Below are 23852 nucleotides of genomic sequence, written 5' to 3' on the forward strand. Positions count from 1 at the left end.
GGGGATCCCGGGAGGGGACCACAGGTGTTCGATCATGTTTTCCAGCCCTGCGGCATCGGCACTCTCACCGTGCCGCACCGCATCGTCATGGGCGCCATGCACCTGAATCTGGAGACCCTGGACGACGGCGGTGCGGCCCTGGCCGCCTTCTACACGGAACGCGTGCACGGCGGTGCCGGACTGATCGTCACCGGCGGCACCGCGGTGAACGGGGCGGGTGCCGGCGGCCCCGGGTACGGCGTGCTCGACGACGAGGACCACAGGTCCGTGCTGCGCAGGGCGGCTCGTGCGGTGCACGACGCCGACGGCCTCGTCGCCCTCCAGCTCTTCCACGCCGGGCGGTACGCGCTGCCCGGCGAGCACGGCAGTACGCCGCTCGCGCCGTCCGCCGTGTACAGCCGGTTCTCCCGCACCGTTCCGCGGGCGATGACCGAGGAGGAGATCACCGGGACCGTGGCCGACTTCGCGCGGGCCGCGAGGACGGCGCGGGAGCTGGGCTTCGACGCCGTGGAGGTGATGGGCTCCGAGGGTTATCTGCTCAACCAGTTCACCGCGCCGCTCACCAACCGGCGGAGCGACGGCTGGGGCGGTGACGCCGAGGGGCGCCGCCGTCTGCCCGTCGAGGTGCTGCGGGCCGTACGGGCGGCGGTCGGTCCGGCGTTCCCGGTGCTCTTCCGGATGTCCGGCGCCGACCTCGTCAGCGACGGCACCCCGTGGCAGGAGACGGCCGCGCTGGCCGTCGCACTCGCCGGCGCCGGGGCCGACGCGCTCGCGGTGGGGATCGGCTGGCACGAGTCGCCCGTGCCGACCGTGCAGGCCCAGGTGCCGCCGGGGACCTGGGCCGGTTACGCCGAGGCGGTCAAACGGGCGCTGCGCGGTGCGGGCCACGGCGAGCTGCCCGTCATCGCGTCCAACCGCTTCAACCGGGTCGCGCAGGCGGAGGAGGCGCTGGCCCGGGGCGACATCGACCTGGTGGCCATGGCCCGTCCGTTCCTCGCGGACGCGGCCGTCGTCGGCAAGTCCCGGGCCGGCCGCGGCGCGTCGGTGGACCTCTGCATCGCCTGCAACGAGGCGTGCATCGACCGGTCCTTCGGTACCGAGAGGGTGTCCTGCCTGGTGAATCCGCGGGCGGGGCACGAGCGGGACTTCCCCCGGCTCCCCGCTCGCAGCTCCCTCACGTACCGGGGCCGGTACGCCGTGATCGGCGCCGGACTCGCGGGGCTCGAGGCCGCCCGCACCCTGGCGGGACTCGGGCACGAGGTCGACGTGTACGAAGCGGCCGACGAGCCCGGCGGCCAGTTCCGGATGGCCGCCCGGGTACCGGGCAAGGCGGACTTCGGCGAGACCGTACGGCGGCGGGTCCGGGAACTCGCCGAACTACGGGTCCCTCTCCATCTGGGGCACCGCGTCGGAGCCCGGGACGTGCACCTGCTGCGCACCATGGACGGTGTCGTGGTCGCCACCGGCGTACGCCCCCGCCGGCCGGAACTGCCGGGCCGCACCCTGCCGCACGTCCTCGACTACCCCCGGGCGTTCGCCGACCCCGACGCGCTCGGCCCGCGCATCGCCGTCATCGGTGGCGGCGGAATCGCCGTCGACCTGGCCCACTTCCTCACCGGCCGTTCCTCCACCGCCCCGACTCCGGAGGAATTCCTCGCCTCCCACGCCTTCACCACGCCTGCCGGGACGGCCCCGGTCACCGGGACGAGCGACCGGCCGGCCGGCGAGGGCCGCCGGGTGACGGTCATGCGCCGCGGCGGCAGGATCGGCGCCGGCATCGGTCCCTCCACCCGGTGGGTGGTGATGGAGGAGCTGCGCGCCGCCGGAGTGCGCCTGCTCACCGACATCGCGTACCAGGAGATCACGCGCGACGGCGTGATCGTCGTCGACGCCGACGGCAACCGGCAGCTCGTGGACGCCGACCATGTCGTCCTCGCCACCGGCCAGGAGAGCGAACGCGATGTCGTCGCCACGCTCCACCGGGCCGGTGTCCCCTTCGAGACCGCCGGCGGCGCCGCCGGCACCGACGGCCTCAATGCCGTACGGGCCACCGCGCAGGGACTGCGCGCCGCGCACCGTATCGTCCGCAACCCGGTACCTCGGGCGGAACGGCACGCACCGTCCCCGCCCGTTCGGCCACAGCGGTGACCGCCGGCCCCCGCTCCGGGTCGGGCGGTCCCGGTGTGTCAGCCGGCGTCGCTGCGCAGATACCCCGGCAGGCTCTGGCGGTTCTTGACGGCCAGCTTGCGGTAGACACGTGTCAGGTGTTGTTCCACCGTGCTGGGCGTGATGAACAGCTTCTCCGCGATCTCGCGGTTGGTGTAGCCCTTGACCGCCATCGAGGCGATCCTCCGTTCGCTGTTGGTGAGCGACGCGAGTGCCGTCGTCCCGTCCGCGTCCTCCACCGGTCTGGCCTCACCGCTCATGTCCGGCAGCAGCTCCTGGCACAGCGGTTCCGCCTTGCACAGGTGCGCCACGTGCCAGGCACGCCGGACGACCACCCGGGCCCGGCGGTGCTTGCCCAGCGCGTGGTGGGCCCGGCCCAGGTCGGACAGTGTTCTGGCCAGTTCGTAGTAGCAGTCGGCCGCCTCCAGGATGTCGGCGGCCTCGCCGAGCAGACGCGGACGCTGTCCCAGCGAGCTGAACACGGCCATCAGCCGCAGCGCCAGAGCCCGGCTGACGGCGTCCTCCGGGCCGGGGATGGCCAGCTGGTCCTTGACCAGGCGTTTGGCCCGGTCCCGGTTGCCCTGCAACAGCCACGCCTCGGCCGCGCTGGTCCGCCACGGCACGATGCCGGGCAGGTCGAGGCCCCATTTGCGCATGAGTTCCCCGCACGACAGGAAGTCCCCGAGCGCGGCACGCGTCCGGTTCGTGGCGAGATAGTAGTGTCCGCGTGCGTGCAGATAGTGCAGTCCGTACCGGCTCTGGAACACGTCGTCGGGGATGCTCCGGGTGACGAGCGCGGTGGCCTCGTCGAACTCGCCCATGCGGGCGTGGGCCAGGATCAGGGTGCCCAGGGGAAGGCCGACGGCGGTGCCCCACCCCTGGACCGGTATGTGCTCCAGGGCCGACCTGGCGCGCTTCACGGCTTCGGGGAACTCGCCCCGGCGCAGCCGGATCTCCGCCTCGCCCGCGTCGAAGACGCTCTGCCACATCGGCGAGGGAGGCCCGTTGCGGCGCTCGGCCAGGCCGCGGCACCGGTCGGCGGCCTCGCCCAGACGACCGCTGTAGACCAGCGACATCAGCGCGAGGAGGGTGGCTTCCTCGGCCCACGGTGCATGGTGGTCGAGGTCGAGCTGGCCGAGGGCGTGCGAGGCCCACTCCTGGGTCTCGCCGCCGCGCCTGCGGATGAGCCCGCCGGAGAGCGCGCCGATCGTCCGGAGCCAGAACGTCCTGCCCCGGCTGGTGGGCGCGCCCTCGGGACCGGTCGGTGCGGCCCCGGCCGGCACCCGTCCCGCGAGCGGCGGGTAGGTGCAGGCCAGCCAGAGTTCCATGTCGTGCAGCTCGGCCGGTATCTCCGGGGCGCCGGGCGGGGCCGGGATCGTGTCGGCCTGCTGCCGCGCCGCCCTCCTGCGGAGCAGGGTGAGCACGTCCGTGGCCTCGTGCCTGCGGTTCAGCCACAGCAGTTGCCGTACCAGCAGTACCGCCTCGTCGTGGTCCAGCCGGCCGGCGCGCGCCGCTTCCGTGAGGGCCATGAGATGCCGCAGCGAGGCCAGGGGGTTGAGCTGCCATTCGGCCTGGGCGAGCTTGGCCTGGATCGTCCAGCGGTCCTCCTCGCTCGTGCAGGAGCGCTGGGCCGAGTCCAGGTACCGCACGGCACGGTGCGCCTCGTCGTGCAGCAGCGCCTCGGAGGCCGCCTCCAGCAGCACGCGCAGCGCCCAGGGCTCCGGTACCTGACCGGCCTCGGCCAGGTGAGCGGCGATGTCGACCGCGGAGGCGCCCTGGCCGCGCAGGAGTCGCGCGGCCCGGTGGTGCAGTTCCGCACGGTCCGGGGCGGGCAGGTCGTCCAGCACGGTGCGCGGGGCCACCGCGTGCCGGAAGCGGTCGAGCCGCAGCAGTCCCGCCTCCGTCATGGAACGCAGGGCCCGTTCCACGGTCGCGACGTCCGCGTCGATCAGCGTCCCGAGTTCCTCCGGCGCGGCGTCGTCCCCGTACACCGCCATGGCGCGGGCGACCCGCAACGTGTCCGGCCCGCTGCGGTACAGGCAGGCCAGCAGCGCGCGCCCGTAGCCCTGCTGGCACACCTGGCCGTACAGCCGCTCGTCGTTGATCAACGCGTCGAGCAGCGACGGGTTGCCGCCGCTGTACTCGAGGAAGCCGTCGCCCAGCCTCCGGGCCGCCTCCGCGCCGAGGCGCTGGCCGATCACCGCTCGCGCACCCTCCGGGGAGAGCGGTGCCAGCCGCGTGGAGACGAAGGAGGACTGACGCAGCAGTTCGGCATGGAACGGTGAGTGGGTGCGACGCGGCTCGGCGAGTTCGGTGAGCACCATGAGCAGGGGGGTCGAACTCATCCGACGGACGAGGTGCAGCAGGCACTGCTGCGATGCCACGTCCATGTGGTTGATGTCGTCGACGCACACCACGACCGGTGTGGCGGCGGCCAGTTCGGTGATCGGCGGGAAGAGGTCGTACAGGATGGTGGCCCTGTGCCGCTCCACGGCCTCGTGCATGTCCTCGGCGCGGGCCGACTCCATGAGGCCGCGCAGCACCGGCGCGACGCGCCCGCGCACGTCCGCCGGCAGCGACGGGCTGTCGAACAGCTGCCGGAGGATACCGAACGGCAGGCTCCGCTCCTCGGGGGAACAGACGGCGTACAGCAGAATCGCCCCGGCCGACAGGACGCGTTCGGTCACCGCGCGCAGGTACTCCGTCTTTCCCACGCCCGCTGTTCCCTCGAGCAGGAGCACCTGTCCCACCATGGGCTGGGGATCGGTCAACCACGCCTGCACCGGCGCGATCTGTTCCTCGCGTTCCATCAGCACGGTGCCCCACGACGAGTCGGGACCGGCATGGACCCCGGGACCGCCCGACGACCTCCCGGACGGTAAGGACTCCGCTGCCGTCGCTTCCAGGACACCGCCGGCGGTAGGGCGGCCTTCTCCTTGCGTCACATCTCCCCCCACGTCATATCCGGGCTGCCGACGCACCCACACAACACCGAAATGAGGATCATGAACCCAATATAGCCAGAGCGTCTGTCCGCCCTGATGACGTGATTTCCCCGAACGGTCATCACAGAGAGAGATTGAGTTCACACTGAACGTAGAGCCGCACCTCTTCGGGCGGCGGACGGACGGCATCCCGTCCGCAATATCTACGACATCTACAGGCAACTTTCGGACGACGTTCCGTCAGCTCCGCGACTCTGCGGAAGACAAGGGTCGAGAAAGATCTTTGAATGGCGCGGCCCGCGCAGCAAGTCGACTTTCGGCCACGCCTTCTCTGTTCGCCTCTCCGGCCGCCACCCCGTCCCGGACCTCGACCGCATTCACGCGACGCGCCTTCCGTTCGCAGGCGATATCGAGTCGATCGAAAGCAGGGCGATGGCGCCGAAGATCTCCACGACACCGTCAACCCCGGTTGATTGCAGGCGAGTTCACTCGCCCAGCCGCGCGGCAGGCGTGTTCGCCGAGCCCGAAACGCCTGGTGGCCGGACGGCCCGCGACCGTACATCGAACCGGTCCACGGCCGGCGTCTGGCACCGCGCGCGAGGCCGCCGACGACAGGCGGCCGGAGGCGGCGAGCAGCGGCCGGCCACCCGACGCGGCCGGCCGTCACAGTTCTCCAGAAAGGCTCATACACATCCCTTGAACGGCCGGTTCGGTCGTCTGCCCGATCACAAATTCCCCCGCCCACGATCCGCGGGTGATCGATTCCTAGCGGACCCTGCCCGGTAGTGGCCCAGTGGCACACCGCCATAGGAAAACGATTAAAGCTGCCGGAACTGACTTCGGGTCAATGATCGGTGGTCGCCGCGAGAAGACGGCGAGCGACAAACATCGGTAATGACACTAGGCCGAAAACCGTTCTCACCGATGCCGGACCGGCCGAGACCTTTGTTCCACAGAACCGAATCGGCTCGTTTCCGCCGTGCACCACAAAGAAAGGGCGGCAGTGGCGGCGGCCGAGGTGTCGAGGATCACCGTCTCCACGACGACGGACGACGCCCTGGACGGGCTGACCGGGGAGACCGGCTTCGCCGACGCGGGTGCCCCGGTCCGTGGCCGGCGACGCGTCGCCGGCCACGGTGCGGCGGCCATCGCCCGGCGGACTGCCTCCGCCCGGACGACCGGACCACCGGACGACCGGACCACCGGACGACCGGACGACCGGACGACCGGACCAAGAATGATCAAGGGCCGGTCACGGATGTCTCCGTCACCGGCCCTGAACCACGACTCTCACGAGTCGGGACGACAGGATTTGAACCTGCGACCCCTTGACCCCCAGTCAAGTGCGCTACCAAGCTGCGCCACGTCCCGATGCTCTCTCTCGCGGTGCCCGCGTGATCGTGCGGACAGAACTGTACCCCACGCCGCGGAACGTGCCGAAGAGGGCAGGGGCGGAACGGGGGACAATCGGCCGTATGACGAACGCGGACGCATCGGATGCCAGGGACCGGGACGTGGACGGGCGGGCCCGGAACGCGCGGCCCCGGGACGGGCTGGGCCGGCCGCTGCCGTACGGCGCCGAGGGTGTGCCCCGGCAGCCGGAGGGGCTCGTACGCACGCCGCGGCAAACGGTCCGCGAGGCGCAGGCGCTGCTGGCGGAGGGGCGGCCGTTCCACGCCCACGAGGTCTTCGAGGACGCCTGGAAGTCGGGACCGCCGGACGAGCGCACGCTGTGGCGGGGGCTGGCCCAGCTGGCCGTGGGGCTCACCCACGCGGCCCGTGGGAACGCCCGGGGCGGGGCCCGCCTGCTGCGGCGGGGTGCGCGTGCCGTCGAGGAATGGCGGACCGGGCGGGGCGAGGACCGGCCGTACGGGATGGACCTGCCGGGGCTCACCCGGTGGGCCGGGGAGCTGGCCGGACGGATCGAGGACGGCTCGGCACCGGTGGACGCGCGGGCCGAGGCACCCAGGCTGGGTCCCTGACCGGGAGGCCGTCGCGGGGCGTGCGGAGGCGGTGGACGCGCTGTCAGTGGCATGCGGCAGACTCGGGGCGTGCGAAAGATTCATGTCATCGGTATCGGCGCGGGCGACCCCGACCAGCTGACCCTCCAGGCGGTCGGGGCGCTGCGGAGCACGGACGTGTTCTTCCTGCTCGACAAGGGCGAGGTGAAGAGCGATCTGACGCGGCTGCGCCGGGACATGCTGGACGCGCATCTGCCGGCGGGCTCGTACCGGGTGGTGCAGGCCAGTGACCCGGACCGGGACCGGAAGGCGGGCGGGGCGGCCTACTCGCCGGCCGTCGGGGACTGGCGCAGCGCCCGCGCCGGCATCTACCAGCGGCTGATCGCCGAGGAGCTGGACGACGACGGCACCGGCGCCTTCCTGGTGTGGGGGGACCCGGCGCTGTACGACAGCACGCTGGGCATCCTCGAGGAGGTGCTGGAGCGGGGCGAGGTGGAGTTCGCGTACGACGTGATACCCGGTATCAGCAGCGTCTCGGCGTTGGTCGCCCGGCACCGCACGGGTCTGAACCGGGTCGCCGGGCCGGTGCAGATCACCACCGGGCGGCGGCTGGCCGAGGGGTTCCCGGAGGGGGTGGACGACGTGGTCGTGATGCTGGACGCCCACCAGGCCTTCCGGCGGTACGCCGACGAGGACATGGACATCTACTGGGGTGCCTACATCGGTACGCCGGACGAGATCCTCGTCTCCGGGCCGCTCGCCGAGGCCGGTCCGCGCATCGAACGGCTGCGGGCGCAGGCGCGGGAACGCAAGGGCTGGATCATGGACACGTATCTGCTGCGCCGCCACCCCGCGAAGGACTGACCGGAGCCTGCCGCCACCGGCACCGGCCGACGCCGCGCGCGTCCGCCGTGCCACCGGCGCCCGTCGTCATCGGCGCCCCCGCCGCCTCGCGAAGGCCGGCCGGCGCCGGAGGCACCCCCCGCGCCCGTACCCCGTGCGCTCGGCCGGACGCACCGGTCAGCCAGGCCCTTCCCGCCCCTCCCCCGCGGCGAGGCCCAGCCGCTCCAGGGCGCCCGCCACGTCCGGCACCGCCCGCACACCCTCCGGCAGCGGGGGCCGGCGGACGACGAGCACCGGGAGTGCGAGGTCGCGGGCGGCGGTCAGTTTCGCGGAGACGGCCGCACCGCCGCTGTCCTTGGTGACCAGGACGTCGACGCGGTGGGCGCGCAGGAGTTCCGTCTCGTCGGTGACGGTGAAGGGGCCCCGGGCGAGGATGACCCGGGTGTCCGGCGGCAGGGGCGGTGCGGGCGGCTCGACCGACCGGACGACGAAGTGCAGGCCGTGCAGGTGGGCGAAGGCCGCGAGACCGAGGCGCCCGGTGCTGAGGAACACCCGGCGGCCCAGGCCCGGCAGCGCCTCGGCGGCCCCGGCCAGGGACGGGACGTCGTACCAGCGGTCGCCGGGGCCCGGCCGCCAGCCGGGGCGGCGCAGCACGACGGCCGGGACGCCCGTGGTGCGGGCGGCGCGGACCGCGTTGGCCGTGATCGACCGGGCGAAGGGATGGGTGGCGTCCACCAGGGCGTCCACCTGGTGCGCGCGCAGCCAGTCGGCGAGGCCCTGCGGGCCGCCGAAGCCGCCGGTCCTTACCTCGCCGGGCAGTGCCGCGGGCCGGGTGACCCGGCCGGCGAGGGAGGTGGTGACGCGGACCCCGGGGCGGGCGGCGAGGTCGGCGGCGAGGCGGCGGGCCTCGGTGGTGCCGCCGAGGATCAGCACGTGCGCGGGCATGGAGGTGAGCGTACGAGGTGGTACGGGCCGGCCGGCCGCCCGGGTGCCCACCGGCCCGGCCACCTGATCCGGCCCGATCCGAACGAAAGACCCTAGCGGAGCAGCAGTTGCAGGCCGCCGACGACGGTCGCCGCGATCACGAGTTGTTCGAAGAGCCGCTGGTCGATCCGGTGCACGGCCCACTTGCCGAACAGGGCGCCGGGCACCACGAACACCGCGAGCGCGGCGTCCAGGAGCAGGGAGCGGCGGTCGATCAGGCCGAGGCCGACGCTGAACGGCACCTTGGAGACGTTCACGATGAGGAAGAAGAAGGCCGAGGTGCCCAGGAAGCCGAGTTTGCGGAAGCCGGCGGAGAGTAGGTACAGGGACATCACCGGTCCGCCCGCGTTGGCGACCATGGTGGTGAACCCGCCGAGGACACCGTACGAGCGTGCCTTGACGCGGCCCGCCCGGGTGGTGACCGCGTCCGGTGCCCGAGGGGTCCCGGCCGTCCGCCGGCGCCACACCGTCACCCCGGCCATGAGCAGCAGGATCGCGCCGATCGAGGTCCGTACGACCCCGTCGTCGGCCCACACCAGGAACAGGGTGCCGGCCACCACGCCCACCGCGACGGCCGGGAACAGCCGCCACAGCGTGGGCCAGTGGGCGTGCCGCCGGTAGGTGGCGACGGCGAGCAGGTCACCGGCGATCAGGACGGGCAGCAGGACGCCGGTGGAGGCCCGGGCGGGCAGGACCGCCGCGAAGACGGCCAGGCTGACCGTGTTGGCCCCGCTCACGGCGGTCTTGGAGAAGCCGACGAGGAGGGCGGCGGCGGCGAGCGCGGCGAACTGCCCGCCCGAGAGGTGCCAGAGGGTCATCGTGTTCATGGAGGAACCGATGCTATGCACACGCATGCGTTCCTGCCTGAGCGGCGTCCCGCCGGCCGGTCCCCGGGCCCGCGGCCGGGCCCGGTGCCGGCGCGCTACCGGCCCGTGTACCGCGCCCGCAGTTCCCGCTTGAGCACCTTCATGCTCGGGCCGAGCGGCAGCGCGTCGGTGAACTCCACGCGCCGCGGGTACTTGTGCCGTCCGAGATGCTGCTTGGACCACTCGGTGAGCGCGGCGGCGTCGGGCGCGGCGCCCCGCGCCGGGACGACGACGGCGCACACCTCCTCGCCGTGCAGTTCGTCGGGCAGGCCGATGACGGCGGCCTGGGCGATCTCCGGGTGGCGCATCAGGACCTCCTCGACCTCGCGCGGGTAGACGTTGTAGCCGCCGCGGATGATGACGTCCTTCTTGCGGTCGACGATCCGCAGGAAACCCTCGTCGTCCTTGGTGCCGAGGTCGCCGGTGCGGAACCAGCCGTCCACCACGGCCTCGGCGGTGGCCTCGGGGCGGCCGAGGTAACCGGAGAAGACGTTGTGGCCGCGGATGACGACCTCGCCCAGCTCGCCGGGCGGCAGGAGTTCGATCCGGCCCTCCAGCTCGGCGCGCGCGATCTCCACGTCGATGCCCCAGAGAGGATGGCCGATGGTGCCGGGCCTGGTGCCGAACACGGGCTGGTTGACGGTGGCGGTCGGTGAGGTCTCCGACAGGCCGTACCCCTCGTAGATCTTCGCCCCGAACGCGGCCTCGAACCGCTCCAGCACGGCGACCGGGAGCGAGGCCCCGCCGGAGACGCACACGCGCAGCTCGGGCAGCCGGGCGGCGTCGGCGGCCGCCGCGGCGAGGGCGACGAACATGGTGGGCACGCCGTGGAAGGTGTTCACGCCCTCCCGCACCATCAGCGCGAGGGCGCGGGCGGCGTCGAAGCGGGGCAGCAGGACGAGGGTGGCGCCCGCGCGCCAGGTGGAGTTGAGCGACACCGTCTGGCCGAAGGCGTGGAACAGCGGCAGCGCGCCGAGTGCGATGTCGTCGGGCCGGATGTCGTTGGCGTCGAAGGCGTTGACGGTCGCGTTCATCACCAGGTTGAAGTGGCTCAGCACGGCGCCCTTGGGGACGCCGGTGGTGCCGCTGGTGTAGAAGACGACCGCCGGGTCGTCGGCGGCCCGGGTGACGTAGGAGGGCAGCGGTTCGGCGTCGGCCGCGAGCTTGCCGAACTCCTCGCCCAGGGTGAGGGCCCGGATGCCGGCGGTGCCGGCGGCGGCGCGGCCGGTGTCCGCCTGGGCCGGGTGGACGAGCAGCAGGGTGGCGCCGCTGTCCTTCAGGACGTGCTCGACCTCTTCGGCGGAGAGCAGCAGGTGCACGGGGACGACGACCGCGCCGGCCGCGGCGATCGCGTAGTAGGCGACCGGAAAGTCGGCGGTGTTGGGGGCCATCAGGGCCACCCGGTCGCCGGGCCGTACGCCGAGTCCGGCGAGGGCGCCCGCCTGTGCCAGCGCCCGCTGCCACACCTCGGCGAAGGTGAGCCGGAGGTCGCCTTCGACGAGGGCGGTCCTGCCGGGGCGGCGCCGGGCGTTCTCGGCGAGGATGGCGGCGACGGACAGGGTTGCCATGGGGTGCTGCTCCGTTTCCTTGCGGCTCGTACTACCGATCCCCTCACGGGGCCCCCGTTGCGGGCGGTTCAGTGCCTTTCGACCAACACCGCGCTGCCCTGCCCCACGCCCACGCACATGGTCGCGAGCCCTCGCCGCGCGTCCGTGCGCCGCATGCGGTGCAACAGGGTGGTGAGGATGCGGGCGCCCGAGCAGCCGAGGGGGTGGCCGAGGGCGATGGCGCCGCCGGTGGGGTTCACCAGTTCCGGGTCGATGCCGAGCTGGTCGACGCAGGCGAGGGCCTGCGCGGCGAACGCCTCGTTGAACTCGGCCTCCTGGAGGTCGCCGGTCTCCCAGCCGGCCCGGCCCAGCACCTTGCGGGTGGCGGGGACGGGGCCGAGGCCCATCACGTCGGGGTGGACGCCGGCGGAGGCGCCCGCGACGTACCGCCCGAGGGACTCCAGACCCAGCTCGTTCAGCGCCTCTTCGCTGACCAGGAGCAGACCGGCGGCCCCGTCGTTCATCGGTGAGGCGTTGCCGGCGGTGACGGTGCCGTCCGCGCGGAAGACCGGCCTGAGCTTGGCGAGCTTCTCCAGGGAGGTGTCCTCGCGGACGCACTCGTCCTGCTCGACCAGGATGCCGTCCGGGCGTTCCACGGGCAGGAGTTCGTCGTCGAAGTGGCCGTTCTTGCGTGCGGTGGCGGCCAGTTGGTGGCTGCGCAGGGCGAACTCGTCCTGTCGGGCACGGGAGATGCCGTGACGGTCGGCGACCTCCTCGGCGGTCTCGCCCATGGCGAGGAGGCCGTGCAGCTCCTTCATGGCGGGGTTCACCAGCCGCCAGCCGAGCCGGGTGTCGTGGGTCTCGATGCGCTGCGGCAGGGCCTCGTCGGGGCGGGGCAGGACGAAGGGGGCGCGGCTCATGGACTCCGAGCCGCCCGCGATCACGATGTCGGCCTCGCCCGCGGCGATGGTCCGCGCGGCGGTGGTGACCGCTTCGAGTCCGGAGGCGCACAGCCGGTTGACGGTGGCGCCGGGCACGGAGTCGGGGAGTCCGGCGAGCAGGGCGGCCATCCGGGCTACGTTGCGGTTGTCCTCGCCGGCCTGGTTGGCGGCGCCCCAGTAGACGTCGTCGACGCGGGCGGGGTCGAGGGCGGGCACGCCGGCCACCAGGTGGCGGATCACGGTCGCCGCCAGGTCGTCGGGACGGACGGACGAGAGGGCTCCGCGCAGCTTGCCGATGGGGGTGCGGCGGGCGGCCGCGAAGTGGACGGGACGCACGGCTGGGACTCCTGACCTACGACGCTGTGGATCAGCACGGACCGGTACAGCACCTGTTAATTAGCACTGCTAGTTTTCGACTATAGACCTCCGCCCGCCCCACTGGGAAGATTCCCCCGGCCGTCACCGAGCCCGCTGGAGGAGACATGCCCCACGTCCGCGAGCACGTGCTCGACGGCCCGCACGGACCCCTCGCCGTACACGAGTGGCCGCATCCGGCGCCCCGCCTCCTCGTCCTCCTCGCGCACGGGTACGGCGAGCACGCCGGCCGGTACGCGGAACTCGCCGCCGTGCTCACCGGGCACGGCGCCGCCGTGTACGCACCCGACCACGTCGGCCACGGCAGGTCGGCCGGCGAACGGGTGCTGATCGAGGACTTCGAGGACGTGGTCACGGACGTGCACCGGGCGGCGGACCTGGCCCGGACCGCCCACCCCGGCCTGCCGCTGGTCCTGGTCGGTCACTCCATGGGCGGCCTCGTCGCGGCCCGGTACGCCCAGCGGTACGGCGACGAGCTGAGCGCGCTGGTCCTGTCCGGGCCCGTGATCGGCGCGTGGGAGCTGCCGGGGCGGCTGCTCGCCCTCGACGAGATCCCGGACCTGCCGGTCAGCCCGTCCTCGCTCTCCCGGGACCCGGCCGTGGGCGCCGCCTACGCGGCCGATCCACTGGTCTGGCACGGGCCCATGAAGCGGCCGACGCTGGAGGCGTTCGCCCGGACCCTGGAGACCGTCGACCGGGGCGGCGACGTCGGGCCGCTGCCACTGCTGTGGCTGCACGGGGACGACGACCGGCTGGTGCCGCTGTCCGGCAGCCGGCCCGGGGTGCGGCGCCTGAGCGGCGGCCGGCTGACCGAACGGATCTTCGCCGGAGCGCGCCACGAGGTGTTCCAGGAGATGTGCAAGGAGGCGGTCCACGCGCAGACGCTGGCCTTCCTGGACCGGGTGCTGCCTCGCTGATCAGCGCGTTTGCCTCCGGACGAGCCGGGGCACCCGCCCTTTCGGACGTGACCCGGAATGCTGACGAAAGGGGACCGACCCACTATGACCGTGGTCAAGAGCACGCTGCCCGACGAGGCGCTCGACGTCGCCGGCACCGCCCTCCAGGACACCCTGGTCGACCTGCTCGGCCTGTCACTGATCGGGAAGCAGGCGCACTGGAACATCGTGGGCCCGCGCTTCCGGTCGATCCACCTCCAGCTGGACGAGGTGGTCACCGCCGCCCGCGCGCACTCGGACACGGTCGCCGAACGGGCCGCCGCGCTGGGCGTGTCGCCGGACGGCCGGCCGGAGACCGTCGCCGCGGCCTTCACCCTGCCCGGCACCAAGGACGGCTGGCTGCGCGACACGGAGGTCGTGGAGCTGATGGTGGAATCGCTCGGGAAGGCCGTCGACCGGCTGCGCGAGCGGATCGGGGCGACCGAGAAGGCCGACCCGGTCACCCAGGATCTGCTGATCACCATCACGGCCGACCTGGAGAAGCAGCGCTGGATGTTCCAGGCCGAGAACCACTCGCCCGGGCAGGCCTCCGGCTGACGCGTCCGGCCCACGGAACGGAAGGGAGAACCATGGCAGACGCCCTGGAACTCGACGCGCTGTGGGAGAACTTCCACCGCGTGGTCAACATGACCTCGGCGGAACTGGCTGCCTGGCTGAAGGTCCGGGACGCCGACGAGGAGACGGAACAGCTGCCGGAGGCGTCGGGCTCGCCCACCGGACGGCACGTCCTCGCGATCCTCCAGAAGCGCCGTACCGACCTCACCGACGACGACATCCGGGTGATGCACCAGGTCGTCGACAGGGTCGAGTCCCTGACGGACCTGGAGAACGAGCCCGCACCCGAGACCACCCCGGCGGACACCCGCCGCCGGCACCGGCTGATGACACTGGGCCACGACCCGCTCAGGCCGTAGGCGGGCAGCCGTCCAGCGGGCAGCCGGCGGCACGGCACCGGACGGCTCCGCCCGGAACACACCGGGAAGCCGGCCGGGGACGCCCAACCGCCCGTGCCGTCCGCCGTGTTGGCGCGGGCGGCACCCGGCGGGCGGGGGACCGGGGCCCGTCTGCGCCGCACCGCGTGATCGTGTCAGACTGCTCCCCGCACGTCCCGGAACGACCACCGGGACCGGACGCGCGGAGGAGCAGCACGTGACGGGGACCGAACCGGACAGCCGGCGCATCGACACCACCCGGCCGCATCCGGCACGGGTGTACGACTGGTTCCTCGGCGGCAAGGACAACTACCCCGTCGACGAGGAGCTGGGCCGCCGGATCACGGCGATCGACGGGGGCGCCCCCAAGGCCGCCCGCGCGAACCGGGCGTTCATGCGCCGGACCACCCGCGCGCTGGCCGCGGAGGCGGGGATCCGCCAGTTCCTGGACATCGGCACCGGCATACCGACCGAGCCGAACCTGCACCAGATCGCCCAGGCGGTCACCCCGGACGCCCGGGTGGTCTACGTCGACAACGACCCCATCGTGCTGGCCCACGCGCACGCGCTGCTGCGCGGCACCCCCGCCGGCGTGACGGAGTACGTGCAGGCCGACGCCCGCGATCCGCACACCATCCTCGAACAGGCCGGCCGCGTGCTGGATTTCGACCGCCCGGTGGCCCTCTCCCTCATCGCGCTGCTGCACTTCATCGCCGACGAGGACGGCGCCCACGACCTGGTGGCCGCCCTGGTCGACGTGCTGGCGCCGGGCAGCTTCCTGGTGCTGTCGACGATGACCGCCGACTTCGACCCGGAGAGCGTCCGCACGGGCATCGCGGCCTACGCCGCGGGCGGAGTAACCCTGGTCGCCCGCTCGCACGCCGAGGTGGGCGTCTTCTTCGAGGGGCTGGAACTGCTGGAACCCGGGATCGTGTCCGTGGCGGAGTGGCGCCCGGAGGAGGAACCGCGGGAGCGGATCTCGCTGTACGGCGGGGTCGCGCGAAAGCCCTGACGCCCCGGCGCGCCGCCCGGCCCGGCGGCGCGCGTACGGGCGACGGCCGGGACCGGGGGCCGGACTACAGTCCGAGGACGCGGGCGATGGTGCGCAGTACGCCGTCGTCGTTGTTGGACGGGGCCAGGTGGCGGGCCCGGCGGATCACCTCGGGGTGGGCTCCCGCCATGGCGAAGGACCAGTCGGCGGCGTCCAGCATCTCCAGGTCGTTGAGGTAGTCGCCGAACACCATGGTCTGCGCGGGGCTGATGCCGAGCGCGCGCTGGAGGCCGCGCAGGGCCGTGCCCTTGTTGGCGGTGCGGTTCATGACGTCCACCCAGTGCTCGCCGGAGACGACGACCTGGTGCGTGGCGGCGAACCCGGCGAGGGCCGGGGCGGTGGTGTGCTCGGCGGGGCCGAAGTCGAACAGCGCCACCTTGATCACGTCGTCGTCGACGGCGGTGACGTCGTCCACGATCCGGTGTTCGGCGTAGTACGTGCGCACCTCGGCGAGGAACGCCTCGTCGGTCCGCTCGACGTACGCCGCCCGCTTGCCGCAGACGACGGCGCCGACGTCCGCGCCGCCCGCGACCAGCCGCCGTACCGTCCGGGCGACCGCCGGGGCGACGGAAGGGTCCAGCGGGTCGGAACTCAGCTCCACGCCGTCGCGGACCACGTACGTGCCGTTCTCCGCGATGAACACCATGCCCTCGGCGACGTCGGCGAACTGCCGGGCCAGCGTCGCGTACTGACGGCCGCTGGCCGGGCTGAACAGCACGCCGCGGCGGCGTAGTTCGGCGAGCATCGGCCACAGTCCGCCGGGGATCCGTTTGGCGTCGTCCAGCAGCGTGCCGTCCATGTCGGTGACGATCAGCCGGATGTCGGCGGGGCCGGCGGGCAGGCGGGACGTGTCGTACAGGGACGCGGGCGTGGCGGGCATGTCCTGCTCTCGGTCGGGGGCCGGGCTACGGACCAGTGTTCCTCATGCCCGCCGCGCGCCCGGAACCGGTGGGGCCCGGTTCGCACACGTGCCCGGAACCGCCCAGGGTGCCCGTTTCCCGGCGCGGGGGATCAGCGGGCGGCACAATGGCGGCGGAGGACCGCACAGGAGAAGGGCGGACACGTGAGCGAGGACCACACCCCGCCGGCCACCGCCCGCGGGCACGCCGGATCCGCCGCCCTCCCCGGCGCCCCGGCGCCGGCCGCACCCGGCCTCGTACCCGGCCCGCGGTGGCGCGCCGGGCCGGCGCCGGCCGCACCGGTGCCGCGGTCCGGCCCGGCCGCCGTGCGACCCTGATGCCGGCCGCGTGCGCCGCCGGGCCCGCCGAGGAGGACGTATGACGACTTTCGCCGACCCCGTGCCCGGCGGCCGTCCCGCGGATCTGCGCCGGGTCGCCGCGCTCACCGCCGGCCTCGCCGCGCGGGGCGTGCACGGCATCGTGCTGGCGTACGTCGACACGGCGGGCGTCGGCCGGGTGAAGACGGTCCCGACGGCCCGGCTGGAGGCGGCCGTGTCGTGGGGCGTCGGCATGTCCCCGGTGTTCGACACGTTCCTCGCCGGTGACTCCGCCGTCACCACCGACGTCCTCGGCTCCCCCGACGGCGATCTGCGGCTCTACCCGGACCTGGACGGGCTGGTGGCGCTGGCCGGGCAGCCCGGCTGGGCGTGGGCGCCGGTGGACCGGATCACCCAGGAGGGCACCCGGCACCCCGGCTGCACCCGGACCTTCCTGCGCCGGGTCGTCACCGACGCCGCCGAACGGCACGGCCTCGCCTTCAAGGCGGCGATCGAGATCGAGTGGTCGGTGGGCACCGGCTCGGCACCCGACGGGGAGTTCGTGCCGGCGGTCCGCGGACCGGCGTACGGCGCGATCCGGCAGGTGGAGCTGAGCGACTGCACCGCCGATCTGCTGGCCGCGTGCGCCGCGCAGGACGTGGCCGTCGACCAGCTGCATCCCGAGTACGCGGCCGGCCAGTTCGAGATCTCGGTGGGCGCGCAGGACCCGGTGGCCGCGGCCGACCGCAGCGTGCTGGTCCGCCAGACCATCCGGGCGGTGGCCCAGCGGCACGGCCTCAGGGTGTCGTTCGCGCCCGCGGTGACCGGCGAGGGCGTCGGCAACGGCGGCCATCTGCACCTGTCCTGCTGGCGCGACGGGGTGAACCTGCACGCGGGCGGTGACCGCCGGTACGGCATGACGGCCGAGGCGGAGGCCTTCGCCGCCGGGGTGCTCGCCCGCCTCCCCGCGCTGACGGCGGTCACCGCGCCGAGCCCGGCCAGCTATCTGCGGCTCAGACCCTCCCAGTGGGCGGGGGTATTCACCGCCTGGGGCCGTGAGACCCGCGAGGCCGCGCTGCGGGTGATCACGGGGACGGCGGGCCGCCACGCCCAGGACGCCAACCTGGAGGTCAAGCCGGTCGATCTGGCCGCCAACCCGTACCTGGCTCTCGGCTGCGTGATCGCCGCCGGCCTCGACGGCATGGCGTCGGATCGCGTCCTGCCCGAGGAGATCACCGGGGACCCGGCCCGGTACGGCCCGCAGGAGGCGGCGGCCCTGGGCGTACGGCGGCTGCCGCGGTCGCTGCCGGAGGCCGCCGAGGCGTTCCGCGCGGACCCGGTGCTGCGGGCCGCGCTGGGCCCGGTCCTCGCGGACGCGGTGACCGCCGTACGGCTCGGCGAGGCGGCGGCCGTCGACGGCTTCGACGACACCCAGGTGGCGGCGGCCTACCGCTGGAGGTACTGATCATGCCCGCGTCGGGACCGGTCCACGAGGCCCTCGCCGCGCTGCCGCTGGTGGACCACCACTGCCACGGCGCGGTGACGGCCGACCTGGACGCCGGGGGTTTCGAGTCGCTGCTCACCGAGGGCGACGCCTGGCCCGGCGTCTCGTCCTTCGACAGCCCCGTAGGCGTGGCCGTGCGCCGCCACTGCGCGCCCCTGCTAGACCTCCCCCGGCACGCGCCGCCCGCCGACTACCTGGCCCGGCGCGCGGAGCTGGGCTGGCAGGAGGTCAACCGGCGCTTCCTGACGGCGTCCGGGGCCGCGGTGTTCTGCGTGGACACCGGCTACGCCCCGCACCCGGTCACCGGCCCCGCCGAGCTGGCCGCGGCGGCCGGCGGCACCGCCTGCGAGGTCGTACGGCTGGAACAGCTCGCCGAATCGGTGGCCGCGCGGGGCGTGGCGGCCGGGGAGTACGCGGCCGTCCTACGCGCGACCGCCGAGGAGGCCGTGCGCCGGCCGGGCGTGGTGGCGGTGAAGTCCATCGCCGCGTACCGCACCGGCTTCGCCCTGGACCCGGAGCGCCCGGCGGACGCCGAGGTCGCGCGGGCGGCCGGGCACTGGCTGGCGGCCGGCGGCCGGCTCACCGATCCGGTGCTGGTCCGGCACCTGCTGTGGACCGCCGTGGACCTGGGGCTGCCGCTTCAGCTGCACACCGGTTTCGGCGACGCGGACGTACGGCTGCACCGCGCCGACCCCGCGCTGCTCGCCGACTGGCTGCACCTGACCGCCGGCACGATCCCGGTGCTGCTGCTGCACTGCTGGCCGTACCAGCGCCAAGCCGCCTGGCTGGCCGCGGTGTTCGAGCACGTGTACCTGGACGTCGGTCTCGCCCTGCACCACACCGGTCCGGCCCGCTGCCGGGCCGTGCTGGAGGAGGCGCTGGAGATCACCCCGTTCCGCAAGCTCCTGTACAGCTCGGACGCCTACGGTGTGGCCGAGTTCCACCATCTGGGCGCCCTGTGTTTCCGGCAGGGGCTCGCCGGTCTCCTCCAGGACCGGGTGGACGCCGACGAGTTGAGCCTGGCCGACGCCCTGCGCATCGCGGACTGGACGGGCCGCGACAACGCCCGCCGGCTGTACGGACCGCCCGTATCCGAACCGGCCCGCGATCCCCGCGGGCGCCCCACCCGGAAAGTATGATCAAGCAATGTCTGACATGACCGAAACCACGCCCGGCTGGCTCACCACGGACGAGCTGGAGATGGCCCGGGCCCGGATGCCGATCCTGTACGTCGAGGCCGTGCCCGTACGCGTGGACGACAGCGGTGAAGTCACCAGCATCGGGCTGCTGCTGCGCATCGGCCCGGACGGAACGGTCAGCCGGGCCCTGGTCTCCGGACGCGTCCTGCACCACGAGCGGGTACGCGACGCGCTGTTGCGCCACCTGGAGAAGGACCTGGGCCCGGTGGCGCTCCCCCGCGTCCCGGCCTCGCTCCAGCCCTTCACCGTCGCCGAGTACTTCCCGACGGCCGGCATGACCCCGTACCACGACCCGCGCCAGCACGCGGTCTCGCTGGCCTACGTCGTCCCGGTGACCGGTGACTGCCGGCCCCGCCAGGACGCGCTGGACCTCGTCTGGTTCAGTCCGCAGGAGGCCGCCTCGCCGGCGGTGCAGAACGAGATGCCGGGCGGGCACGGGGCGCTGCTGAAGCAGGCGCTCGCCCATGTGGGTGTCGTGTCCTGAAACGACCGGAGGGCGGCTTCGGATCCCCTCCGGAGCCGCCTCTACCGGGTCTTCCGCACGTGGGTGCTAGCGCTGTCGAGCGGGGTCCCGGCGGCGTCGGCCGGCGCGAGCCGCGGCACCGGGGTGCCGTGCTGGTCGACCAGGACGGAGTGGCTCTCACCAGGGGCGAAGGCGTGGCGTTCGCCCCACTGCCGCAGGGTGAGGATGACGGGGAAGAGGTCGCGGCCGGTGTCGGTGAGCACGTACTCCTGGCGGCGGCCCGACGGCGCGGTGCGCTGGACGAGGAGTCCGTGCGCGGTGAGCTTGCGGAGCCGGTCGGTGAGGATGTTACGGGCGATGCCGGTGCGTCGCTGGAACTCGGTGAACGAGCGGGCTCCGTCCATCGCGTCGCGGATGACGAGAAGACTCCACCTGTCGCCGACGAGGTCGAGCGTCCGGGCGACGGGGCACTCCGGGTCGGTCCAGCCGGGGTTCGCGGCGCGCGTGGTGTCGTTCGCCATGACACCTCCCGATGAGTTGCGGACCGAAACCATTATGCCGCATGGTCCGCCGGGCCGTAGGCCGTACGGGTACGAGGGCGAGTGACCGGCAGAGAGCCCCGCCCCCGGGCCCAGCGGCCGGGGAGCGCTCGGAGCACGTGTCCGGCTCGGTCACCCCTTTCGCGCCTCCTGCCGCTCCGGCCGCGTGCCCGCCGCCTCGGTTCCGGGGTCGCGCTGCCGACGGGCGGTCGCCTGTCGATCGCCCAGACGGCCAGTGCGCAGGCCGCGAACCCGGCCCCGAGGAGGCTGGAACCCGCCCAGCCGTGGGCGCTGAAGACGGCCGTGGTCCCGGCCGCGCCGAGGGCGGAGCCGAGCGAGTAGAAGACCATGTAGCTGCCGACGACGCCGCTGACGCGAGCCGGATACGCGGTGGTGAGCAGGTGCTGGTTGCTCACATGGACGACCTGGACCGCGAAGTCGAGAAGCACGATCCCGGCGACGAGGAGCCACAGTGACGACGGGAGCCGTGCGATCGCCGCCCACGAGACGATCAGCAGGGTGAGCGCGAGACCGCTGACCGGAACCGCCCGTCCCGCGTCCGCCCACCGTCCCGCGCGTGCCGCGCCGAGCGCGCCGGCGAGTCCGGCGATGCCGAACAGTCCGATCCGGCCCTCGCTCAGCTGCCACGGCGCGGCCCCCAGCGGCAGGGACAGTCCGCTCCACAGCGTTCCGAACGAGGCGAACAGGAAGAACGCGACGAGCCCGCGCGTCAGGAACACGCGCTGCCGGAACAGTCCGCCGATCGAGGCGACGGCCCGCCGGTACCCCGCGGGCCGGCCGGGGCGCTCCTCCGACGGCAGTACGACGAGGACGAGGGCCGCCAGCCCGAGTGACAGCACCGCGAGCACCGCATAGACGCTCCGCCATCCCCACACCTCGGCCAGGACGCCGGTGGCGACCCGCGCGCCCAGGATGCCGACGACGACGCCCGAGGTCACGACGCCGATGCTCCGTCCGCGTTCGGCGGGCGGCGAGACCGAGGCGGCGTAGGCCACCGTGGTCTGCACCACCACCGCGAACACTCCGGCCGTCGCGAGCCCGGCGAACGCCACCCATGCGGCCGATGCCGAGGCCGTCAGGAGCAGGCCCGCCGCGGTGACCGCGAGGTGCATGGCGATGAGACGGCGCCTGTCGACCACGTCGCCGAGCGGGACCAGCAGCACCAGCCCCGCCAGGTAGCCGAACTGGCCGGTCGCGACGATCCATCCGGCGAGTCCCGGCGGCAGACCGAGGTCGTGGCCCATCGGCTCCAGGACCGGCTGCGCGGCATAGATGCCCGCCACCGCGACACCGCACACCACCGCGAGCAGCAACCGCCGCCAGGCGTCCATCGCACCCCCACCTCGATCAGTAGCAGAACGCAACTGTTTTGACGGTAGGCCATGACGGTTTCGATTGGCAACTCATTGCGAGGTGGCCGCGGCCGGCACCTCCGTCGCGGGGTCCCGTCGCATTGGACCCCTCCCCCGCGTAGACAGACATAAATAGCGTTCTTTATGCTTGGCGCAGCCTCGCCGCCGGGTGAATCCCCCGTCGCCGGCGGCGAGGCTGTACGGCGCCCGTGGCGCACGACCAGCGGTGCCGGCAGAGCAGCCGCCGTGGCGGTCAGGAGGCAGGGACGCGTTCGGAGTCGACCCGGATCCCGTCGGCCACCGACTCGGGGGCGACGCTGGGCAGCAGCAGTTCCCACATGTCCTGGACACGTTCCATGAGGTCGGCGCGCTGGGTGGCGAGCTGCGAGTAGACCTGCATGCCGGTGCAGGCGCCGACGAGGAAACGGGCCAGCCGGTCGGGGCTGACGGCCGCACGGAGTTCACCGTCGGCTCGCGCCACGTCGAGGTGGCCGCGCAGGAGCGTCCGCCATTGCTCGAAGGGGGAGGCGTCGTTCATCCCGTGGCTGCCCTGTTCGACGGTGAGGCGGACTCCCGCGCGCAGAATGGGGTCGCGTTTCATGCGGTCCGCCCACACCAGGGTGATGTCCACCACGCGCTGCAACCCGGCCGACTCCAGGTGCGGCTCTATCGTCGTCGGCTGGGCGTTCATCAGCGCTTCGGCCAGGCCCTGTTTCGAGCCGAAGTGGAAGTAGAGCGCGCCGAGGGTGAGCCCCGCCCGTTCCACGACCTGGGTCACCGCCGCCTTCTCGTAACCGGTCTCGTCGAAGACCTCGGCCGCGGCCAGCAGGAGCCGCTGTCGCGTCCGCGCGGCTCGCTCCGCCTTGACACCCGGCACTCGGCACCGTCCCTCGCGCACATAAATAACGCACGTTATGTTAGCGGCGACGGGGGCAGCGCTCCGCGCGGGCCGGAGCGTGCTCACGACGTTCCCGGCCGACCCCGGAAATGATCGAGGGCCGGGTTCGGATCTCTCCGAAGCCGGCCCTCACCTGCGACTCTCACGAGTCGGGACGACAGGATTTGAACCTGCGACCCCTTGACCCCCAGTCAAGTGCGCTACCAAGCTGCGCCACGTCCCGATGCTGTTTGACCTGGGGTTTCCCCCGGCCGAACGCGCAGAGAAACAATACCGCACTCGGATCGATGGTCGTGCGCCAGTTTCCCTGTTGACCTCAAGTCCGCTTGAGGTCGCACGATCGTCCGTATGACGATCACAGCGGACGACAGCCGTACGCACGGATACGACGACCTGCCCCGTCTGATGGGGCTGATGACCGGCGACGAGAAGCACGGCCCGGCGGCCACCTCCACGCTCGACGTGCTCTGGGTGCTCTACGACCGCGTGCTCCGGGTCACTCCGGAACGGCGGGACGACCCGGCCCCCGACCGGTTCCTGCTCAGCAAGGGGCACGGACCCATGGCGTACTACGCCGTGCTGGCCGCGAAGGGGTTCGTGCCGCTCGCCTGGCTGCCCGGGTTCGGGTCGTACGACTCCCCGCTCGGGCATCACCCGGACCGGGTGCTGGTGCCGGGCGCCGAGATCGGCAGCGGGTCGCTGGGACACGGACTGCCGATCGCCGTGGGCACCGCGCTGGGACTGCGCGCGCAGGGCCTGCCCGGTCCGGCGGTCTGGGTGCTGACCGGGGACGCGGAACTGGACGAGGGCAGCAACCACGAGGCGATCGCCTTCGCCGGGCCCGCCGCACTGGACCGGCTGCACACCGTGGTCATCGACAACTCCTCCGCCAGCCATGCGCGGCCCGGCGGGATCGCCGCCCGGTTCGAGGCCGCGGGCTGGTCCGCGGTGACTGCCGACGGACGCGACCACGAGGCGCTGTACGCCGCGTTCACCGCACCGCATCCCGGCCGGCCGCACGTGATCGTGGCCCGTGTCGAACCGAAGAACGCCTGACCCCCGCCGCTCCCCCTTCCCCGTCACAAGAAGGTTC

Annotated in this window: 20 protein-coding genes and 2 tRNA genes; 11 read left to right on the plus strand and 11 right to left on the minus strand. The window is 73.2% G+C overall.

Annotated features, from left to right (window positions below):
- Positions 1-24: 24 nt before the first annotated feature.
- On the plus strand, positions 25-2148 hold the full coding sequence (locus AB0F03_RS25850) for an FAD-dependent oxidoreductase (protein WP_361996027.1): 2124 nt from the start codon (positions 25-27) through the stop codon (positions 2146-2148).
- 38 nt (positions 2149-2186) lie between these two features.
- Here AB0F03_RS25850 and AB0F03_RS25855 read toward each other — a convergent pair whose 3' ends face one another.
- Together AB0F03_RS25855 and AB0F03_RS25860 are read right to left on the minus strand one after the other, a co-directional pair.
- Positions 2187-4976 (minus strand): LuxR C-terminal-related transcriptional regulator, encoded by a 2790-nt coding sequence (locus tag AB0F03_RS25855; RefSeq protein ID WP_361996029.1) that lies wholly within the window; start codon positions 4974-4976, stop codon positions 2187-2189.
- Positions 4977-6408: 1432 nt separating this feature from the next.
- Positions 6409-6482 (minus strand) — tRNA-Pro (locus AB0F03_RS25860).
- Between the two features lie 104 nt (positions 6483-6586).
- Between AB0F03_RS25860 and AB0F03_RS25865 the strand changes: the two genes are divergently transcribed.
- Positions 6587-7093, plus strand: a complete 507-nt coding sequence (locus AB0F03_RS25865) for a DUF309 domain-containing protein (protein WP_361996031.1) — start codon at positions 6587-6589, stop codon at positions 7091-7093.
- A 69-nt stretch (positions 7094-7162) separates the two neighbouring features.
- The gene (cobF, locus tag AB0F03_RS25870; protein ID WP_361996033.1) at positions 7163-7936 is read left to right on the plus strand and encodes a precorrin-6A synthase (deacetylating); all 774 of its coding nucleotides are present in this window, start codon (positions 7163-7165) and stop codon (positions 7934-7936) included.
- Positions 7937-8092: 156 nt separating this feature from the next.
- On the opposite strand, the gene AB0F03_RS25875 is transcribed toward cobF, so the two are convergent.
- The 4 genes from AB0F03_RS25875 to AB0F03_RS25890 all read right to left on the minus strand — a co-directional run bounded on the left by AB0F03_RS25875 (position 8093) and on the right by AB0F03_RS25890 (position 12589).
- On the minus strand, positions 8093-8860 hold the full coding sequence (locus tag AB0F03_RS25875) for a cobalt-precorrin-6A reductase (protein WP_361996035.1): 768 nt from the start codon (positions 8858-8860) through the stop codon (positions 8093-8095).
- A 92-nt stretch (positions 8861-8952) separates the two neighbouring features.
- A complete protein-coding gene (locus AB0F03_RS25880; protein WP_361996037.1) occupies positions 8953-9726 on the minus strand; it encodes a sulfite exporter TauE/SafE family protein in 774 nt (257 codons plus the stop codon).
- A gap of 95 nt (positions 9727-9821) precedes the next feature.
- A complete protein-coding gene (locus AB0F03_RS25885; protein WP_361996039.1) occupies positions 9822-11333 on the minus strand; it encodes a long-chain fatty acid--CoA ligase in 1512 nt (503 codons plus the stop codon).
- A gap of 68 nt (positions 11334-11401) precedes the next feature.
- Entirely contained in the window at positions 11402-12589 is a 1188-nt protein-coding gene (locus tag AB0F03_RS25890) for a thiolase family protein (protein ID WP_361996041.1), read from the minus strand.
- A gap of 146 nt (positions 12590-12735) precedes the next feature.
- On the opposite strand from AB0F03_RS25890, the gene AB0F03_RS25895 reads away from it, so the two are divergent.
- From AB0F03_RS25895 to AB0F03_RS25910, 4 genes are all read left to right on the plus strand, one after another.
- A complete protein-coding gene (locus AB0F03_RS25895) occupies positions 12736-13545 on the plus strand; it encodes a lysophospholipase (protein ID WP_361996043.1) in 810 nt (269 codons plus the stop codon).
- 84 nt (positions 13546-13629) lie between these two features.
- Positions 13630-14121, plus strand: coding sequence for a DNA starvation/stationary phase protection protein (locus tag AB0F03_RS25900; protein WP_361996045.1), 492 nt, complete (start codon positions 13630-13632; stop codon positions 14119-14121).
- 32 nt (positions 14122-14153) lie between these two features.
- A complete protein-coding gene (locus AB0F03_RS25905) occupies positions 14154-14498 on the plus strand; it encodes a DUF3140 domain-containing protein (protein ID WP_361996047.1) in 345 nt (114 codons plus the stop codon).
- 235 nt (positions 14499-14733) lie between these two features.
- Positions 14734-15528 carry an SAM-dependent methyltransferase gene (locus tag AB0F03_RS25910; RefSeq protein WP_361996048.1) on the plus strand — a complete coding sequence of 265 codons (795 nt, stop codon included), beginning with the start codon at positions 14734-14736 and terminating at the stop codon, positions 15526-15528.
- A 64-nt stretch (positions 15529-15592) separates the two neighbouring features.
- On the opposite strand, the gene AB0F03_RS25915 is transcribed toward AB0F03_RS25910, so the two are convergent.
- Positions 15593-16447, minus strand: coding sequence for a Cof-type HAD-IIB family hydrolase (locus tag AB0F03_RS25915; protein WP_361996049.1), 855 nt, complete (start codon positions 16445-16447; stop codon positions 15593-15595).
- A 397-nt stretch (positions 16448-16844) separates the two neighbouring features.
- Here AB0F03_RS25915 and AB0F03_RS25920 point away from each other — a divergent pair, with 397 nt between their 5' ends.
- Genes AB0F03_RS25920 through AB0F03_RS25930 form a run of 3 tightly spaced genes read left to right on the plus strand, consistent with a single transcriptional unit; the run spans position 16845 to position 19970 of the window.
- On the plus strand, positions 16845-18248 hold the full coding sequence (locus tag AB0F03_RS25920; RefSeq protein ID WP_361996051.1) for a glutamine synthetase family protein: 1404 nt from the start codon (positions 16845-16847) through the stop codon (positions 18246-18248).
- A 2-nt stretch (positions 18249-18250) separates the two neighbouring features.
- Positions 18251-19426 (plus strand): amidohydrolase family protein, encoded by a 1176-nt coding sequence (locus AB0F03_RS25925; RefSeq protein ID WP_361996053.1) that lies wholly within the window; start codon positions 18251-18253, stop codon positions 19424-19426.
- A gap of 16 nt (positions 19427-19442) precedes the next feature.
- The gene (locus AB0F03_RS25930) at positions 19443-19970 is read left to right on the plus strand and encodes an NUDIX hydrolase family protein (protein WP_361996230.1); all 528 of its coding nucleotides are present in this window, start codon (positions 19443-19445) and stop codon (positions 19968-19970) included.
- Positions 19971-20011: 41 nt separating this feature from the next.
- Here the strand turns inward: AB0F03_RS25930 and AB0F03_RS25935 are convergent, their stop codons facing one another.
- From AB0F03_RS25935 to AB0F03_RS25950, 4 genes are all read right to left on the minus strand, one after another.
- Positions 20012-20470, minus strand: a complete 459-nt coding sequence (locus AB0F03_RS25935; protein ID WP_361996055.1) for a helix-turn-helix domain-containing protein — start codon at positions 20468-20470, stop codon at positions 20012-20014.
- A 32-nt stretch (positions 20471-20502) separates the two neighbouring features.
- On the minus strand, positions 20503-21840 hold the full coding sequence (locus AB0F03_RS25940) for an MFS transporter (protein ID WP_361996057.1): 1338 nt from the start codon (positions 21838-21840) through the stop codon (positions 20503-20505).
- Between the two features lie 274 nt (positions 21841-22114).
- Positions 22115-22738, minus strand: a complete 624-nt coding sequence (locus AB0F03_RS25945) for a ScbR family autoregulator-binding transcription factor (protein WP_361996059.1) — start codon at positions 22736-22738, stop codon at positions 22115-22117.
- Positions 22739-22908: 170 nt separating this feature from the next.
- Positions 22909-22982, minus strand: a tRNA-Pro gene (locus AB0F03_RS25950).
- Positions 22983-23107: 125 nt separating this feature from the next.
- Here AB0F03_RS25950 and AB0F03_RS25955 point away from each other — a divergent pair.
- Complete coding sequence (locus tag AB0F03_RS25955; protein WP_361996061.1) at positions 23108-23815, plus strand: transketolase; 708 nt, start codon at positions 23108-23110, stop codon at positions 23813-23815.
- The last annotated feature ends 37 nt before the right edge of the window (positions 23816-23852 follow it).

This window comes from Streptomyces sp. NPDC028722, from assembly GCF_040637655.1.
Lineage (GTDB): Bacteria > Actinomycetota > Actinomycetes > Streptomycetales > Streptomycetaceae > Streptomyces.

Bases quoted from the DNA above. Each gene is read 5' to 3' on its own strand.
- AB0F03_RS25925 (WP_361996053.1), top strand. From the start codon at position 18,251: ATGCCCGCGTCGGGACCGGTCCACGAGGCCCTCGCCGCGCTGCCGCTG.
- AB0F03_RS25880 (WP_361996037.1), bottom strand. From the start codon at position 9,726: ATGAACACGATGACCCTCTGGCACCTCTCGGGCGGGCAGTTCGCCGCG.
- AB0F03_RS25940 (WP_361996057.1), bottom strand. From the start codon at position 21,840: ATGGACGCCTGGCGGCGGTTGCTGCTCGCGGTGGTGTGCGGTGTCGCG.
- AB0F03_RS25895 (WP_361996043.1), top strand. From the start codon at position 12,736: ATGCCCCACGTCCGCGAGCACGTGCTCGACGGCCCGCACGGACCCCTC.
- AB0F03_RS25885 (WP_361996039.1), bottom strand. From the start codon at position 11,333: ATGGCAACCCTGTCCGTCGCCGCCATCCTCGCCGAGAACGCCCGGCGC.
- AB0F03_RS25930 (WP_361996230.1), top strand. From the start codon at position 19,443: ATGACCGAAACCACGCCCGGCTGGCTCACCACGGACGAGCTGGAGATG.
- AB0F03_RS25915 (WP_361996049.1), bottom strand. From the start codon at position 16,447: ATGCCCGCCACGCCCGCGTCCCTGTACGACACGTCCCGCCTGCCCGCC.
- AB0F03_RS25955 (WP_361996061.1), top strand. From the start codon at position 23,108: ATGACGATCACAGCGGACGACAGCCGTACGCACGGATACGACGACCTG.
- AB0F03_RS25855 (WP_361996029.1), bottom strand. From the start codon at position 4,976: ATGGAACGCGAGGAACAGATCGCGCCGGTGCAGGCGTGGTTGACCGAT.
- AB0F03_RS25905 (WP_361996047.1), top strand. From the start codon at position 14,154: ATGGCAGACGCCCTGGAACTCGACGCGCTGTGGGAGAACTTCCACCGC.
- AB0F03_RS25920 (WP_361996051.1), top strand. From the start codon at position 16,845: ATGACGACTTTCGCCGACCCCGTGCCCGGCGGCCGTCCCGCGGATCTG.
- AB0F03_RS25875 (WP_361996035.1), bottom strand. From the start codon at position 8,860: ATGCCCGCGCACGTGCTGATCCTCGGCGGCACCACCGAGGCCCGCCGC.
- AB0F03_RS25935 (WP_361996055.1), bottom strand. From the start codon at position 20,470: ATGGCGAACGACACCACGCGCGCCGCGAACCCCGGCTGGACCGACCCG.
- AB0F03_RS25900 (WP_361996045.1), top strand. From the start codon at position 13,630: ATGACCGTGGTCAAGAGCACGCTGCCCGACGAGGCGCTCGACGTCGCC.
- AB0F03_RS25865 (WP_361996031.1), top strand. From the start codon at position 6,587: ATGACGAACGCGGACGCATCGGATGCCAGGGACCGGGACGTGGACGGG.